The organism is Kribbella sp. CA-245084, from assembly GCF_050942355.1.
Taxonomy (GTDB): domain Bacteria; phylum Actinomycetota; class Actinomycetes; order Propionibacteriales; family Kribbellaceae; genus Kribbella.
In genome coordinates, this window is sequence record NZ_CP192053.1 from 5,735,531 (window position 1) to 5,751,512 (window position 15,982).

General features: G+C 66.6%; 16 protein-coding genes. 7 read left to right on the top strand and 9 right to left on the bottom strand.

The genetic code is table 11. The features are described 5' to 3' along the window. Positions 1-10: 10 nt before the first annotated feature. The gene (locus ACQPYH_RS27310; protein WP_432876763.1) at positions 11-769 is read right to left on the bottom strand and encodes an ABC transporter permease; all 759 of its coding nucleotides are present in this window, start codon (positions 767-769) and stop codon (positions 11-13) included. Continuing rightward, a complete protein-coding gene (locus tag ACQPYH_RS27315) occupies positions 766-1,524 on the bottom strand; it encodes an ABC transporter ATP-binding protein (protein WP_432876765.1) in 759 nt (252 codons plus the stop codon). The genes ACQPYH_RS27310 and ACQPYH_RS27315 overlap by 4 nt, the downstream gene beginning before the upstream one ends. 274 nt (positions 1,525-1,798) lie before the next feature. Here ACQPYH_RS27315 and ACQPYH_RS27320 point away from each other — a divergent pair, with 274 nt between their 5' ends. Continuing rightward, positions 1,799-2,626: an SAM-dependent methyltransferase gene (locus ACQPYH_RS27320; RefSeq protein ID WP_432876767.1), complete on the top strand. Its 828-nt coding sequence runs from the start codon at positions 1,799-1,801 to the stop codon at positions 2,624-2,626. Between the two features lie 66 nt (positions 2,627-2,692). Here the strand turns inward: ACQPYH_RS27320 and ACQPYH_RS27325 are convergent, their stop codons facing one another. Beyond that, a complete protein-coding gene (locus ACQPYH_RS27325; RefSeq protein ID WP_432876769.1) occupies positions 2,693-3,727 on the bottom strand; it encodes a LacI family DNA-binding transcriptional regulator in 1,035 nt (344 codons plus the stop codon). Positions 3,728-3,937: 210 nt separating this feature from the next. On the opposite strand from ACQPYH_RS27325, the gene ACQPYH_RS27330 reads away from it, so the two are divergent. The 6 genes from ACQPYH_RS27330 to ACQPYH_RS27355 are packed head-to-tail and all read left to right on the top strand — an operon-like array spanning position 3,938 to position 9,924. Next, on the top strand, positions 3,938-5,245 hold the full coding sequence (locus ACQPYH_RS27330; protein ID WP_432876771.1) for an ABC transporter substrate-binding protein: 1,308 nt from the start codon (positions 3,938-3,940) through the stop codon (positions 5,243-5,245). Positions 5,246-5,253: 8 nt separating this feature from the next. Beyond that, entirely contained in the window at positions 5,254-6,192 is a 939-nt protein-coding gene (locus tag ACQPYH_RS27335) for a carbohydrate ABC transporter permease (protein ID WP_432876773.1), read from the top strand. Next, on the top strand, positions 6,189-7,049 hold the full coding sequence (locus ACQPYH_RS27340) for a carbohydrate ABC transporter permease (RefSeq protein WP_432876775.1): 861 nt from the start codon (positions 6,189-6,191) through the stop codon (positions 7,047-7,049). The genes ACQPYH_RS27335 and ACQPYH_RS27340 overlap by 4 nt, the downstream gene beginning before the upstream one ends. A gap of 3 nt (positions 7,050-7,052) precedes the next feature. Then, a complete protein-coding gene (locus tag ACQPYH_RS27345) occupies positions 7,053-8,147 on the top strand; it encodes a mandelate racemase/muconate lactonizing enzyme family protein (protein ID WP_432876777.1) in 1,095 nt (364 codons plus the stop codon). Next, the gene (locus tag ACQPYH_RS27350; protein ID WP_432876778.1) at positions 8,144-9,502 is read left to right on the top strand and encodes a lyase family protein; all 1,359 of its coding nucleotides are present in this window, start codon (positions 8,144-8,146) and stop codon (positions 9,500-9,502) included. Before ACQPYH_RS27345 ends, ACQPYH_RS27350 begins: the two co-directional genes overlap by 4 nt. A 35-nt stretch (positions 9,503-9,537) precedes the next feature. Next, complete coding sequence (locus ACQPYH_RS27355; protein WP_432876780.1) at positions 9,538-9,924, top strand: ArsR/SmtB family transcription factor; 387 nt, start codon at positions 9,538-9,540, stop codon at positions 9,922-9,924. Here the strand turns inward: ACQPYH_RS27355 and ACQPYH_RS27360 are convergent. The 6 genes from ACQPYH_RS27360 to ACQPYH_RS27385 form a co-directional block, all read right to left on the bottom strand. Next, on the bottom strand, positions 9,905-11,275 hold the full coding sequence (locus tag ACQPYH_RS27360; protein WP_432876782.1) for an aldehyde dehydrogenase family protein: 1,371 nt from the start codon (positions 11,273-11,275) through the stop codon (positions 9,905-9,907). The genes ACQPYH_RS27355 and ACQPYH_RS27360 overlap by 20 nt on opposite strands. An 89-nt stretch (positions 11,276-11,364) precedes the next feature. Continuing rightward, a complete protein-coding gene (locus tag ACQPYH_RS27365; RefSeq protein ID WP_432876784.1) occupies positions 11,365-12,354 on the bottom strand; it encodes an oligopeptide/dipeptide ABC transporter ATP-binding protein in 990 nt (329 codons plus the stop codon). Further along, entirely contained in the window at positions 12,351-13,349 is a 999-nt protein-coding gene (locus ACQPYH_RS27370) for an ABC transporter ATP-binding protein (protein ID WP_432876786.1), read from the bottom strand. Before ACQPYH_RS27370 ends, ACQPYH_RS27365 begins: the two co-directional genes overlap by 4 nt. A 39-nt stretch (positions 13,350-13,388) precedes the next feature. Then, positions 13,389-14,111, bottom strand: a complete 723-nt coding sequence (locus ACQPYH_RS27375) for a GntR family transcriptional regulator (protein WP_432876788.1) — start codon at positions 14,109-14,111, stop codon at positions 13,389-13,391. A gap of 41 nt (positions 14,112-14,152) precedes the next feature. Continuing rightward, the gene (locus ACQPYH_RS27380; protein ID WP_432876790.1) at positions 14,153-15,040 is read right to left on the bottom strand and encodes an ABC transporter permease; all 888 of its coding nucleotides are present in this window, start codon (positions 15,038-15,040) and stop codon (positions 14,153-14,155) included. Next, on the bottom strand, positions 15,027-15,971 hold the full coding sequence (locus ACQPYH_RS27385; protein ID WP_432876791.1) for an ABC transporter permease: 945 nt from the start codon (positions 15,969-15,971) through the stop codon (positions 15,027-15,029). The genes ACQPYH_RS27380 and ACQPYH_RS27385 overlap by 14 nt, the downstream gene beginning before the upstream one ends. Between the last annotated feature and the right edge of the window lie 11 nt (positions 15,972-15,982).

Genomic DNA, 15,982 nt, shown 5'->3' on the forward strand with positions numbered 1-15,982 from the left:
CAAGCCTGCCTCAGGCGGACTTGCGGCGATAGGCGGCGATCGCCAGCGCGTACGCCACGACCAGCACACCGACGCACCACGCCAGCGCCGTCCAGATGTCGTTGCCGACCGGCTGCTCGGCGAACAGCGCGCGGATCGTGTCGACGATCGACGTCACCGGCTGGTTTTCGGCGAACCACCGCACCGGTCCCGGCATCGTCTCGGTGGGCACGAACGCCGAACTCACGAACGGCAGGAAGATCAGCGGGTAGGCGAAGGCGCCCGCGCTCTCGACCGATCCCGCGGTGAGCCCGGGGATCACAGCGAGCCAGGTCAACGCGAGCGTCGACAGCAGCAGGATGCCGGTCACCGCGAGCCAGGCCAGTACGCCGGCACTCGAGCGGAAGCCCATCAGCAGCGCGACGCCGACGACGATCACGAGCGCGATCAGGTTGGCGACCATCGACGTCACGACATGCGCCCAGAGCAGGCCCGACCGGGCGATCGGCATCGACTGGAAGCGTTCCAGGATCCCGCTCTTGAGGTCCATGAACAGGCGGAACGCGGTGTACGAGATGCCGGACGCGATCGTGATCAGCAGGATGCCGGGCAGCATGAAGTTGATGTACTTCGTACCGGTCGAGATCGCCCCGCCGAACACGTACACGAACATCAGCATCAGCGCGACAGGCGTGAGCACGGTCGTGATGATCGTGTCCAGGCTGCGGGTGATGTGCCGCAACGTCCGGACCGTCAGGGCGAGGGTGTCGCTGAAGAAGTACGTGTTCATCGCCGGTCTCCAATGATGGCCAGGAAGATCTCCTCGAGCGTCGGCTGCTTCTCGACGTACTCGACCTGGGCGGGCGGGAAGAGCTGCTTGAGTTCGGCGAGCGTGCCGTTCGCGATGATCCGGCCCTCGTGCAGGATCGCGATCCGGTCGGCGAGCTGCTCGGCCTCGTCGAGGTACTGCGTAGTGAGCAGCACCGTCGTACCGGAGCCGGCGAGTTCCTTGACCATCTGCCACACCTCGATCCGGGCCTCCGGGTCGAGGCCCGCGGTCGGCTCGTCGAGGAAGATCACCGGCGAGCTCCCGATCAGGCTCATCGCGATGTCGAGGCGACGGCGCATACCTCCGGAGTACGTCGACACCCTGCGCGCCGCCGCCTCCGTCAACGAGAAGCGGGTCAGCAGGTCGTCCGCGATCGCGCCGGGATTGTCGAGGTGTCGCAGCTTCGCGACCAGGACGAGGTTCTCCCGGCCGCTGAGGATCTCGTCGACGGCTGCGAACTGTCCGGTCAGGCTGATGGACCTCCGCACGTCCGCGGCTTGCGTCGCGACGTCGAAGCCGCCGACCACAGCCTGTCCGGCGTCGGCCTTCAGTAGCGTCGCGAGGATCCTGATCGTCGTGGTCTTACCCGCGCCGTTCGACCCGAGCAACGCGAAGATGCTGCCCGGTGCCACGTCGAAATCCACCCCCCGCAGCACCTCCTGTTTCCCGTAGGACTTCTGCAGTCCGTGCACCCGAATCGCCGAATCAGCACTCATGCCGATCAGGATGAAGGGTTGACCCAGCGTCAAGGTCAAGCCTCATACCCGATCAAGCGTTCGCGACAATGGATCAAGCGTGTGAGGGGGGCTTCGACGGTAAATCCCATATGTCAGGACTTGAGCACCTCGAACACCTTTACTACTTGAGGAATCAGCGACTTTGGTGAAGATTTCGACTAGGCGTTCCGACAGGCCGCACCCAGCCGCCAGTTGACGTCTGTCTCCCCTAGGATGACAAGAGATTTCCTCTCCCGACATGAAGGCTGCGCCAATGGCCCCATCAGACGACCCGGATTACGATCCGGGTTTCGACACCTCCCAGCCGACCATCGCCCGCGTCTACGACTCTCTTCTCGGTGGCAAGGACAACTTCGCTGCCGACCGCGAGGGCGCCGCACTGTACTTGAAGTACGTGCCGGACGCAGGACGCTGTGCGATCGAGAACCGCGCGGCTCTCGTCAAGGGGGTGCACTACCTCGTCCGTACGGCGGGGATCGACCAGTTCCTCGACATCGGTAGTGGTCTACCGACGCAGAAGAACACCCATCAGGCGGCGCAGGAAATCAACCCTGCCGCCAAGGTCGCCTACGTCGACAACGACCCGATCGTCCTCGCGCACGGCCGCGCCCTGCTGGCGACGAACGACAGCACGATCGTCGTCACCGCCGATCTGCGGCAGCCGCAGTCGATCCTCGAGAACGAGGAGATCAAGAATCACCTCGACTTCTCGCGTCCGATCGCGCTGATGGTCGTCGGCGTGCACATGCACTTCCACGACGACGAGAAGCCCGATGAGTGGGTTCGGACGATCATGGACGCGCTCGCCCCGGGCAGTTACCTGCTCATCACCGACTTCGTCGACACCGGCGAGCCGCTCCAGAAGTCGATCGAACGGGCCGGCCTCGAGAGCCTCGGCAACGGCTGGATCCGGACCCCGGAGCGCATCGAGCAGCACTTCCTCGGCATGCCGCTGGTCCCGCCCGGCCTGGACTTCCTGGCCCGTTGGTTCCCGGAGGACCCGGACGCCGAGGTCCCGGCCGCGGATGAACTCGCCGCGTACCAACGGATCCTGATGGCAGGTATCGCGAAGAAGAGCTGATCGGCAACGGCGCGCAGCCCACGGGCTGCGCGCCATGCCCCGCCGGTCAGCACCGGCAAAGCCCACTCATTGCCTCGGTGGTGCCGTCGATTTCCGGACGATCAGCTCGATGGGCTCCTGGAGGACTTCGCGGATCTCTTCGTCGCGTGGCCTGGTCAGCAGTAGCTTCACGGCTCGGGCGCCCAGGCCGGTCAGAGACATCCGGACGGTCGTGAGTGGTGGGTCGATGAAGGCCGCGATGGAGAGGTCGTGGATCGAGATCACGGACATGTCTTTCGGGACGTGTACTCCGGCTTCGCGCGCGGCGTACAGCGCGCCGACCGCCGAGGCGACGTTGGCGACCAGTACGGCGGTGTGTCGTCGCTCCGCCGAGAGAATCTGCCGCATGCCGGCGGCACCGCCGTCCGCGGTGTAGTCGCCGTGGGCAACGAAACCGGGATCGAGGCCGGCCGCGTGCATGGCCGCGATGTACCCGAGCCGGCGTCGTTCGGCCGTGTCGCTGTCTGAGGGTCCGCTCAAGAAGGCCACCTTGGTGTGACCGAGCTCCAGCAGGTGGGACACCGCAACTTCGGTGGCGCGTTCGTCGTCGAGCACGACATACCGGCGCTTGCCCGGCCCGGTGCGGTTGACGCAGAGCCAAGGCGGGCCAAGACGATCGAGGTGTTCCTCGCGGGTGCCGCTGATGCCACCGCCCGCCAGCAGGAGACCGTCGACCCGGCCGTTGCCGAGCTGCTTCACATAGTGGGCGAAGCTCTCCTCGCCGAGTTCCATCGACGCGGTGAGTAGCGCCGAATCGGCCTTCGTCGCCGCGGTCTCGGCGCCCTTGATGATCTGACCGTACGCCGGGTTCTCGAAGTCTGGCACGAGGAGCGCGATGGTCTTGGTGCGGGCCGTGCGAAGACTCCGCGCCGCGGCGTTGGGCTGGTACCCCAGCTCGGCGACCACCGCGAGAACCCGCTCGCGGGTGCTCGGCTTGATCCGCAGACGCGGATCGTCGTTCAGAATCCGCGAGACAACCGCGCGATCGACACCGGCCCGGGACGCCACATCCGAGATCGTCGGCCCTCGCCGCGACCCTCCGGTGCGGACCTCGTCAGCCATCAGCATTTCCCCCTCTCGACGAGTGCGCAGTATCGCAGCTCAGCGACCGCGCGACCCGGAAACCCGATGGCGGGCACCCTCTTGACTGCGCGGTCCGCACCGCCTACCGTCCCATTAAATCGATTGACCACACACTTTGCAACAAAATATGCGCTGGTCAATCGATTGACCACAGCTCCCAACCAAGAGTCCAATCGAAGGAGACTCGCGATGCCAATCGCCTTTGGGACGCGGACGCGTGTGCTGGCCGCCGCGACGACCGCTGCAACGTTGATCGCGCTGGCCGGCTGCTCGAACGCCGATTCGGGGTCGCCGGCCGCCTCCGGCCCACAGAAAGTCGTGCTGATGAACTGGGGGGCGCTCGAGGGCTCGCCCCTCGAGCCCGTGCTCAAGCAGTTCACCGCCGACACCGGGATTCAGGTGGAGTACCAGTTCGCCGCCTCCGGCAGCGACTACTGGCCCAAGACGCGGGCGGTCCTGGGATCGAACAACCCGCCCGACCTCATGCGCATCGACGACGACTTCCTGCCGTACTACGCCTCCACCGGCAAGCTGCAGGATCTGCGCGACGACATCTCGTCCGCCGGGATGAAGGCCGGCGACTACTACGACGCGGTCTACAAGAGCACCGTCCAGGACGACGGATCCATCCCCGCCTGGAGCCTGGGAATCCAGCCGCGGGTGATTTTCTACAACAAGAAGATGTTCAAGGAGGCCGGCGTTCCGGCTCCGCCGACGACCTGGTCCGGTAAGGGCTGGACGTGGGACGACTTCGTCAAAGCCGCACAGAAGCTGACGATCAAGGACAAGCGCTGGGGCGCCGACGTCGTCGACGACTCGGCATTCGAAACGCTGTACTCCGTCAACAACGGCGGCGAAGGTCGTTGGACCAAGGACGGCAAAGGCTTCGCGCTGGCCGATCCGCCCGGTCAGGAAGCTGTCCAGTGGGTGGCGGACCTGACCTGCAAGTACGGCGTACAACCGGCCTGGTCGGAGCTGTCGCAGAACGGGCGCGGCGCCGAGATGTTCGCCGCCGGCCAGATCGGCATGATCGAGCGCGCGTCCAGCTTCGTCGACTATTTCCGGACCAATGCCAAGGGATTCGACTGGGACGTCGCTCCGGTGCCGGCCGGCCCCGCCGACCAGATCACCCAGGGCAACCAGCTCGTCTTCGCGATCCCCAAGGCCGCGGCCAACAAGGATGCAGCCTGGAAACTGCTGCAGTACCTGACCACTGCCAAGGGCGCCGACCAGTTCGCCAAGGCAGGAGCGTTCGTCCCGGGCCTCAAGTCGTCCGCCCAGCTGGCCGGGAAGCCTGCGGCCGGCAAACCGCCGGCGAACATCTCCCTCGTTCTCGGTGCTGCCGACCACTCGTTCCGGTCCGGACGGGTCGAGAACATCGAGGAGGCCATCGGCATCTACCGGCCCGCGCTCGACCCGGTGAAGAACTGCCAGGCCAAGGCGTCCGACGTCCTGCCGAAGGTGAAGCCCGACGTCCTCTCGACGATCAATCCGTAAGGAGACCGATGACGACCGTCGAGTCGGCTCGACCAGCCGTGGATCGACGCCCCGAAGTCAGCCGGAGGAGGATCGGCCGCCCCCGCCGATCCTTGATCGGTTACCTGTTCGTCGCCCCGTTGATGATCGGGCTGGGCGTCTTCCATCTCTACCCGATGCTGCTGACGATCTACGCGTCCTTCACCAAGTGGGACGGGTTGACGCCGAAACGCTGGGTCGGCCTGGACAACTACACCAAGCTGATCACGCGGGATGCGTTGTTCCACCAGGTCGTGCGCAACACGTTCCTGTTCATGCTCGGCGCGATTCCGCTGACGGTGGTGCTGTCCCTCGTCCTCGCCGCATTGCTCAGCTCGACCCGCCGATCGATGGTGGCCTACCGGCTGGCGTTCTTCGTGCCGTACGTCGCGAACTCGGCCGCCGTGGCCGTGGTGTGGTTCCGGCTGTACTCCGGCCGGGACGGCGTACTCAACACCGTCCTCGGTGCGGTCGGGATCCACGGACCGGACTGGCTGGTCACGTCGCCGTGGGCGCTGGTCGCGGTCGTCATCGCCAGCGTCTGGCAGAGCCTCGGGTATCCGATGATCGTCCTGATCGCCGGCATCCAGTCGATCTCGGAGTCGGTGAACGAGGCAGCCGCCATCGACGGCGCCGGTCGCTTCCGGCGCTTCCGGTACATCACGCTGCCGCTGCTGACCCCGTCGCTGTTCTTCGTCACCATCAGCCAGTTCGTGATCAGCTTCCAGGTCTTCGGCATCGTGTACGTGATGACGCACGGCGGACCCGAACACGACACCGACATGTACCTGACCCGCTTGTTCAACGTCGCCTTCGGGTCGGGCCAGCTCGGCTATGCCTCGGCGATGTCCTGGCTGCTGTTCCTCATCATCGGAGCCCTCACCGTCGTCCAGTGGCGGCTGCAGAAAGTCTGGGTGTTCTACGAATGACTTCGGCCAACGATCCCGGGACCGCGACCCGCCTCCTCGCGAACCCCCGCTTCACCCGAACCATGTACTACGCGATGCTGACCGTCCTCGCGCTGGGATTCCTGTTCCCGCTGCTCTGGATGATCGGTACGTCGTTCAAGTCCGGGCCGGACACGGTCACCCATCCGTCCTCGATCATCCCGGCCCACCCGACGCTGGCCAACTACGCCGACGCGTTCCACATCCTGCCGCGCTATCTGTGGAACAGCATCGAACTCGCCTTCCTCAACGTGGTCTTCCTCCTCGCGGTCGCATCACTCGCCGGATTCGCGTTCGCCCGCCTGGACTTCCCCGGCCGCGACCTGCTCTTCCTGGTCGTGCTCGGATCCGCCCTGGTCCCCGGCATCGTGTACCTGATCCCGCAGTACGCCGTGTTCCGCGGCTGGGGCTGGGTGGACACCCACTATCCGTTGTGGGTGCCGCGCGCCTTCACACCCGTGTTCGGCACGTTCCTGATGAGACAGTTCTTCCTCGGAATCCCCAAGGAGCTCGAGGAAGCGGCCCGCATCGACGGCGCGGGCGTCTTCACGATCTTCTCGCAGATCATGCTGCCGCTCGGGACGCCTGCGCTGGCCACGGTCGCGCTGTTCACGTTCGTCGACTCCTGGAACGATCTGCTCGGCCCGTTGATCTTCGTGAACTCGCAACGGCTCCAGACGGTCCCTGTGGCCCTTGCCCTGTTCCGCGGTCTGGAGTTCAGCAACACCGCTGCCTTGATGGCCGCCGCGACGATCACGATCGTCCCGGTGTTCGCTGTCTTCATCCTTGCCCAGCGCTACTTCGTCGCCGGGATCACACTCTCCGGAATGAAGGGATAGTCAATGTCGACCATCACCAAGATCGAGACCTTCATCGGCGGCAGACTCTGTGTTGTCCGGGTGACGACCGACGACGGGCTCGTCGGCTACGGCCAGACCGCTCCGTCAGAGCCAGAGATCACCGAACAGGTGCTGCACCGATTGGTGGCCCGGCACTTCCTCGGACGCGACCCGTGGGAGCTGGCCGCGCTCGTCGACGAAACGATGCGCGCCGAATACAAGTACCTCGGCGGCTTCCTGTTCCGTGCGATCAGCGGCATCGACACGGCGATCTGGGATCTCCAAGGCCGCGCCACCGGACAGCCCGTGTACAAGCTCCTCGGCGGTGCAGTGCAGGACCGCGTGCCCGTCTACGCCTCGAGCATGAGCCGCGAACTCCCGGTCGACGAGGAAGTCAGCCGGATCGCGGAGGCGGTCGAGAAGTACGGACTGCGGTGCGCGAAGGTCAAAGTCGGAATCAGGAACGGTCGCGACGCCGAACTCTGGGAGGGGCGGACCGCGGCCCTGGTACCGGCCATGCGGAAGCGATTCGGCGCCGACTTCTGGCTCAGCGCCGACGCCAACGGCGCGTACTCCCCCGGCGGCGCCGTCCAGGTCGGACGCAAGCTCGAGGAGTACGGCGTCTTCCACCTCGAGGAGCCGAATCCCTGCTGGGAGCTCGACAACATGAAGTACGTCGCCGACCACCTCGATCTCCCGATCGGCGCCGGCGAACAGGAATGGTCCCTGGAGATCATCCGGCGCATGATCGCCGAGCGACTGGTGGACGTTATCCAGCCGGACGTCTGCTACGTCGGCGGCATGACCCGTGCCCGGCAGGTCGCGCAACTGGCCGACCTCAACGGCATTCCGTGCACCCCGCACAGCTCCGGGCACTCGCTGATCAAGATCTTCACCGCACACCTCGTGATGGCTTCGCCGGCCTGCACGCAGTTCCAGGAATGGAGCGTCGAGTCATCCGGCGCGTCCGAGGTCTACAGCCCGATCCCACCGGTCAAGGACGGGTACATCACGCTGGACGACACACCAGGATGGGGAGTCGAGATCCTTCCCTCGTTCCTGGAGAGGGCCACACGCCAAGTGACGGGGCTCGAGTGAGCGAGTTCGACGGGCCGCGGCCGTTGTGGGGAGAAGCGACGAACCACGCCCTGCGCGCCTTCCCGATCACCGGTCGACAGATGCCCGAGCTCTTCATCCACTGCATCGTCGAGATCAAACGCGCCGCGGCGCTCACCAACGCCGAGCTCGGGCTCGTGGACGCCGATCGGGCCGGCGCGATCGTGGCAGCCTGCGACGAAGTCCTGGCCGGCAAGCACGCCGACCAGTTCCCCGTCGACGTCTACCAGACCGGCTCCGCGACCTCCAGCAACATGAACGTCAACGAGGTCATCGCCTCGATCGCGACCGCCGCATCCGGGATGGAGGTACTGCCGCACGAGCACGTCAACCGGGGCCAGTCGTCGAACGACGTCGTACCGTCGGCCATGCGGATCGCGTTCCTCCGGGCGCAGCGCAACCAACTGCTTCCAGCGCTGCACGAGCTGTCGAAGTCGTTGATGGTCAAGGCCGACGAGTTCTGGCCGGTGCTGAAGATCGCCCGCACACACTTGCAGGACGCCACACCGATGCGCCTCGGTCAGGAGTTCTGGGGCTGGGCAGGCCAGGTCGACGCAGCTGCGACCCGCATCGAGCGCGCCTCGGAAGAGCTGTGCGTCGTACCCCTCGGTGGAACTGCGGTCGGCACCGGAGTCGGAGCGGCACGCGGATTTGCCTCGCGCACCTGCGAGCACCTTTCCGATCGCCTGGGCCTCCCGCTCACTGAGGCGACCAACCACTTCTGGGCCCAGAGCACGCTCGACACCACGATGGCCGCACATACGGCCATCCGGACCGCGGCCCTCTCGTTGAACAAGGTTGCCTGCGACATCCGTCTCCTCGCCACGGGACCCCGCGCCGGACTCGGCGAACTACAGGTTCCGGACGTCCGGGTGTCGAGCAGCATCATGCCCGGCAAGGTGCCGCCGTCGGTGATCGAAGCGGTCACAATGGCCGCGGCCCGGGTCGTCGGCAACGACGCGGTGATCACCTTCGCCCAATCCGGCAGCATCCTGCAGCTCAACGTCATGATGCCGGCCGCCATCGAAGCCTTCCTCGAATCGGTCGACCTGCTCTCCTCTGCTACCGACAACTTCACCCAGCAATGCGTGCGCGGGATCACAGCCACCGAAGTCGGCCCCGAAAACGTACGGTCCAGCGTGATGCTGACCACCGCCCTGACGCCCCACATCGGCCACCACGCAGCCGCCCAGATCACCCAGGAAGCCCTGACCACCGGAGAACCGGTCGACGTCGTCGCCGCCCGACACGGCATCCCCCGAGACCAATTCTGGCAATGGTGCGACCCCAAAACGATGACAGGCGCCGACGACCAACGCCCATGGGGCCACGATTAGGTGTCCGCGGAGGGTGCGGGTGTCATTATGTGCGCATGGATGCAGTTGGTGGTGGGGGTTCGGTCCGTGAGCAGCCGGATGAGGAGCAGGTTGCGTTGACGGTTGAGGTGTTCCGGATGCTGGCTGATCCGACCCGAGTCCGTGTGCTCTGGGCCTTGCTCGACACCGAGTTGCCGGTCAACGAGCTCGCCACACAGGTTGGCAAGGCTCAGGCCTCGGTCTCGCAGCATCTCGCCAAGCTGCGGATGGCGCGATTGGTGCGGACGCGGCGGCAAGGTTCGCAAGTGTTCTACCGGGTCGAGAACGAGCACGTCCGGCAACTCGTCGAGGACGCGATCTATCACGCCGAGCATGTCGGTCCCGGCGTCCCCGCGCACCACCGCGGTGACGGCGTCGCCGACCTCACCCGCGATACGAACTAGAGCGGCGTACGGCGACGACCTTGGGTTCGGAGTACGACTCGACCGCACTGGTGATGCCTTCGCGGCCGATGCCGGAGCTCTTGAAGCCTCCGAACGGCATCGCGTCGATGCGGAAGTCGGAGCTGGAGTTGATCAGCACCGCACCGACACGCAGGCGGTCGGCGATGTCGAGGGCCTGATCGATGTCCCGCGTGAACACGCCGGCTTGCAGGCCGGTGTCCGCAGCGTTCGCGGCCGCGACAGCCGAGGTGGTGTCTTCCCAGGGTTCGAGGACCACGACCGGTCCGAAGATCTCGTGCCGCCAGAGGTCCGAGTCGTGCGGGACATCGGTCAGCACCGCAGGAGTGACGAACGCCGCGACCCTCCCGCCGCCACAACGCAGTACTGCGCCAGCAGCGACTGCGTCCGCGACAACCGTTGTGACTGAGGCCGCCGCTTGCTCCGTGATCATCGGTCCCAGGTCGGTGGCCGGATCCCACTTCGAGCCGACCTTCAGACTCGCTGTCAGCTCGACGACGCGCGCCGTCACCTCGTCGTACAGGGGTGCGGCGATCAGCGCGCGCTGGACGGACAGACAGTTCTGGCCGGCCACACCGAAAGCGCCATCCACGATGGCGGCCGCCACCTCCGAGGGATCCGCGTCCGCGCAGGCGATCAGCGCGTTGTTCCCGCCGAGCTCCATCAGCAGTTTGCGCGCACGACCTTGCCCGGCGATCTTGTCCGCCGTACGGCGTCCGCCGGTGAAGGAGATGACGTCGACCCGATCATCCGTCACCAACGCCTGCGCTGCGTCGAGACCGGTCAGCACCGCCAGATGCGATCCCGGTACCCCGGCCTCGAGCAGGATGCCGACGAGCGCGTACGCCGACAGCGGGGTCAGCTCGGCCGGCTTCAGTACGACGGCGTTGCCGGCGAGCAGTGCGGGACCGAGCTTGTGCGCGACCAGGTTCAACGGGTCATTGAACGGGGTGATGGCGCCGACGATGCCGACGGGCTCACGGGTGTACCAGCCGACCCAGCCCGCGCCACGCTCGCTGTTCTCGAATGGCACCGTCCGGCCCTCGAGGGTCGATGCGGCCTCGGCGGACAACCGCAGGGTTTCCGCAGTACGCCGTACCTCGGAGTGTGCTTCGCGGATGGTCTTGGACGACTCCGCAGCGATCGTGTTCGCGAGCTGGGTGGACCGTTCGCGTACCAACTCGGCAGCGACGGCCAAAGCCTCGCGACGAGCCCAGAGCGGCCAATCCGCGCGGGCATGTTCGCGGACCAGGTAGGTGACGGCCCGGTCGGCCTCGGCTGCCCCGGCGGCCGACACGACCCCGACAATCCGTCCGGTCTCGGGGTCATTCACCTCCAAGGTCCACGGTCCTGGAGTCCACCGACCTTCCAGATAGGCGCCACCAGCGGGTTCGAACGAGCGGGCTTCGGAGAAGGCCGCCGTCACGATTCGTTGTCCTCGGCAAGGAGTTGCCGGCTCTCGCTCCAGCGATGACAGCGGACCTCGTGCCCCGGTGACACCTCAGTCGGCTGCGGTGCCTCCTGACGGCATTGATCCGTCGCCAACGGGCAGCGGGTATTGAACCGGCAACCGGCCGGCGGATGCACGGGCGACGGCGGCTCTCCCTGCGCGACCACGCGGTCATCGCCTTTGCGGTGCGTCGCGGCGGCGAGCAGCGCCAGCGTGTACGGATGCCGCGCGTCGGTGAACACCGCCTCGCGATCCGCCGTCTCGACCACCTGACCGAGGTACATCACCGCGACCCGATCGCTGGTCAGCCGGACAACGCGCAGATCGTGCGAGATCAGCACCATCGTCAACTCGCGTTCACGGCGCAGTTGCCCGATCAGGTTCAGCACCTTCGCCTGTACAGAGGCGTCCAGCGCGGACGTCGGCTCGTCGCAGACCAGGACGGTCGGCTCGAGGAGGAGCGCCCGTGCGATCACGACGCGCTGCAGTTGACCACCGGAGCAGTCACTCGGATAGCGATCCAGGTACTCCGGTTCGAGCCCGACCTCACGCAGTACCTGAACGGCCCGCGCCTCCCGCTCCTCGCCGTCGCCGATCTGGTGCTGCGCGAGTACGGCGACCAGGCTGTGCCGGATCGTCATCCGCGGATCCATCACCGAGTGCGGATCCTGGAAGACGATCTGCGCCTTGCGCCGGAACGCCTTGTCGTCCTTGCGTTTCAGCCTGGTGACCTGCACTCCGGCGACGTCGACGCGCCCCGAGTCAGGAGCCTGCAAGCCGAGCATGATTCGCGCGAGCGTGCTCTTCCCGGATCCGGACTCGCCGACGATCCCCAGCGACTGACCGCCCGCGAGGCTCAGCGTGACGTCGTCGACCGAGTGGACGAACTCGCGACGGCCGAAGCCGCGGCGGCGCAGCGGAAAGTGCTTCACGACATTCTCGAGCTTGACTGTGTCGGTCATGCTCCCTCCTTGTCCGCAGCAGTGACCCAGCATCGAGACGCGTGCTCCGCCGGAGATCGTCCGATCGACAGCAGGACGGGCTCCGACTCGTCGCAGACCTCCTCCAGGTGAGCCTCCTGGCAGAGACCGCAGCGAGGACGGAAGCGGCAACCATGGTCGAGTTCGCGTGCGGTGTCGCTGCCGCCCGGGATGACGTACAGCTGTCCGCTGGCGTCGGGCTGCAACGTCGAGCACTCCATCAGCGCCTTCGTGTACGGGTGCTCGGGCTGGGTCAGGATCTCGTCCGCAGTCCCGATCTCGACGATGCGTCCGGCGTACATCACCGCGATGCGGTCGGCGATCGAGGAGACGACCTGAAGGTCGTGCGAGATGAACAGCACGCTCATCCCGAGCTCTTTCTTCTTCTGCTCGATCAGTTGCAGGATCTGCGCCTCGACGGTGACATCGAGGGCCGTGGTCGGCTCGTCGGCAATCAGCAGCGGGGGCGACGCCGCGAGCGCGGTCGCGATCATCACGCGCTGCGCGAGTCCGCCGGACAGTTGGTGCGGGTACGCCTGGGCGCGACGCTCCGGCTCGTCGATTCCCACGTCCGCCAGGAGTTCGAGGACTCGCCGGCGAGCGTCCCGGCGACTCATCCCCAGATGCCGCACCAGCGGCTCGGCGACCTGGCCCCCGACAGTGGCGGTGGGATCAAGCATCCGCCGGGGCTGCTGGAACAGCATCCCGATCCGGCCGCCGTGCAGCTTGTCGACGTCCCGTCCGCGCAGCGAGCGCAGGTCGGTGCCGTCCAGCGTCATCGTCTCGACCGACATGGACAGGTTGGCGGGGAGCATCTGCATCACGGACAGGGCGGTCAGGCTCTTACCGGATCCCGACTCCCCCACGACGGCAAGTACTTCGCCGGGCTCCACCCGCAGGCTCACGTCGTCCAGCAGCTTCCTGGACGCCGCCTTGGTAGTGACGGTCAGACTGTCGATCTCAAGCAGGGCTTCCATCGTCGAGCGCTCCTCACAGGCGTCGCCGCGTGGCGTCGTTCAGGTCGAACTCGTGACCGGGGAGGCGTCGCTCTCGTGCCCCGGGTGGGCAGGCGTGGCCAGGTCTTCGAGCGCGATGTCGAAGTGGTCGTCGATCGTGTCCAGCAGCGCCCGGCGGTCACCGGCTTTCAGCTGCCGCAGTAGCGCGGTGTGCTGGGAGACCAGGTCGGATCGCGTTGCGTACGTGTCGATCAGGAGGTTGAGCCCCAGCCGCATCTGCCCCATCAGCGCTTGGTAGATCTGCGTCAGCCGAGGACTCTCGGCCGCGGCGACGATCACCTCATGGAATCGCAGATCGGTCGCGGCGACCGTCACGATGTCGCGGTCGGCGAGGGCAAGCTCCATCTCGCCGATCACCTGCTCGAGACTCGCGATCGTCGCCGCGGAGATGCCTCGCTCGGCGATCCGCAACATGGCTCCTCGCTCGAGTGCAGAGCGGGCGAAGTAGAGGTCCAGTACGTCGTCGGCCGACAGGACGGGCACGAAGATGCCGCGATGCGGGCTGCTGACCAGAAGTCCTTCCTGGACCAGGCGCTGCATCCCCTCGCGGACCGGACCGCGGCTGGTGGAGAACCGGGCGGCCAGCTCGACCTCGTTCATCTGGGTGCCCGGCGGGATCCGCCCGCTGATGATCGCGTCCCGGATCTCCGCGGTGACGACAGCTGCCAGTGTCGGCTTCTGTACCCGGGCCGGCCGCTTCCGCACCTCTGAGTTCTTGGTCATTCCGTCCTCTCTCCGCCCTCTCGGCCCCGCGGCCGGCCGGGTCACGACCGGCTCCCTCGACGCGCGTTGATGCCCTGACCGATCATCGTCACACTCAACGCCGTCACGAAGATCGCCAACCCTGGATAGATGACCAGGTGCGGCGCCTGACTCAGGTAGGGCTGGGCCGCCGCGAGCATGGATCCCCAGTCCGCGGCCGGCGGCTGTACGCCGAGGCCGAGGTACGACAATGCGCCGACCGTGATCAGCTTGTGCCCGAACCGCAGTGCCGCGTGGGCCATCAGCGGGTTCAGCGAGTTCGGCAGCAGGTGCCGCAGCACGATGAACCGGCGCGAACAGCCCAGCGCCCGGGCGGCCTCGATGAAGCCCCGTGCGTCGACCTCCATCGCGACGCCGCGTGCCAGCTTCGCGAACGGCGTCCAGCCGCCCACCGCCAGCGCGAGGATCAGCGTCGTCTTGCTCGCCCCCAGGATCGACACGACGAACATCGCCACGATCATCTCAGGAAAGGCCAGCAGTACGTCGCAGACGCGCATCACGAACTCGTCGAACGCCCCGCGGACACGAGCGCACAGGATGCCCAGCAGTGTCCCGGAGACCGCACAGATCGCGAGCGTGATGCCCGCGATCGTGACCGAGAACCGTCCGCCGTACATGAGCCGGCTGAGCAGGTCGCGGCCGAGCTGGTCAGTACCGAGCAGGTGCTCGCTGCTGCTGCCCGCGAGTCGCTGGGTCAGGTCCTGGTGCGTCGGATCCGCCGGTGCGATCAGCGGAGTCAGCAGCAGTACGACGACGATCAGCCCGAGGACCGTACCGCCGACGACGAGCGGCCACGGCTGACGGAGCAGGGTCCGCGCGGACCGCTTCCGCCGGACGGTCGAGCCGACTGCGGCGAGCGCGATGGTCTTGGGGCCGTCAAGAACCGACATGGCTCCCCCTCACGGTCGGGTTGATCACGGTGTAGAGGACGTCGGTGACGGTCGCCAGCAGCACGGTGATCGTGACGATGGTGACCATCGAGGCCTGGATCATCGGGATGTCCCCGTTGTGTACGGCGTTGAACACCAGCCGCCCCATCCCGGGGATCCCGAAGATGACCTCGACGACGACGGACCCGCCGAGCAATCCGCCCAGCCACACCGAGAACAGCGTGAGCACCGGGATGAGCGCGTTGCGAATTCCGTGCTTCAGGATGGTGCGGTAGTAGCCGAGCCCGCGGGCCCGCGCTCCGACGATGTACGGCGCATCGAGCACCTCGGCCATCGACGCCCGCGTGATCTGGGTGAAGTAGCTGATCGGCCGGAGCGCGAGCGTCACGCACGGCAGGATCATCCAGGCCGGTCCGCCCCAGCCCGCGGACGGCAGCGCACCGAGCTTCACCGCGAACACCAGGATCAGCAACGGCGCAAGCCAGTACTCCGGCACCGCCACGAACCCCTGCGTGATCGTCGTGATCGCCGTGTCGATCGGGCCGCCCCGGCGCATCGCCGCGATGATCCCCGACGGAAGCGCCACCAGAACAGCCAGACCGAGCGCGCCGACGGCAAGGACCAATGTCACCGTCGCCGCTGCCCCGATCTGAGGCATCACCGCTGCCTGACTGGTGAACGAGTACCCGAAGTCGCCGTGGAACGCCGACCCCAGCCAATCGGCGTACTGCACGAGCACCGGACGATCCAGCCCGTACTGCGTTCGCAGCGAAGCCAACTGCGCCGGGTCGATGTCCATCGCGTTCACCCGGCCGCGCAGGATCTTGCGGGTCGGGTCGCCCGGTGTCAGGTAGGGAATCAGGAACACCAGGAACGAGACCGCCAGCAGCGCGGCGACCAGCACCGTCAATCGTCTGAGCAGGAAGCGCATCCGGACACCTC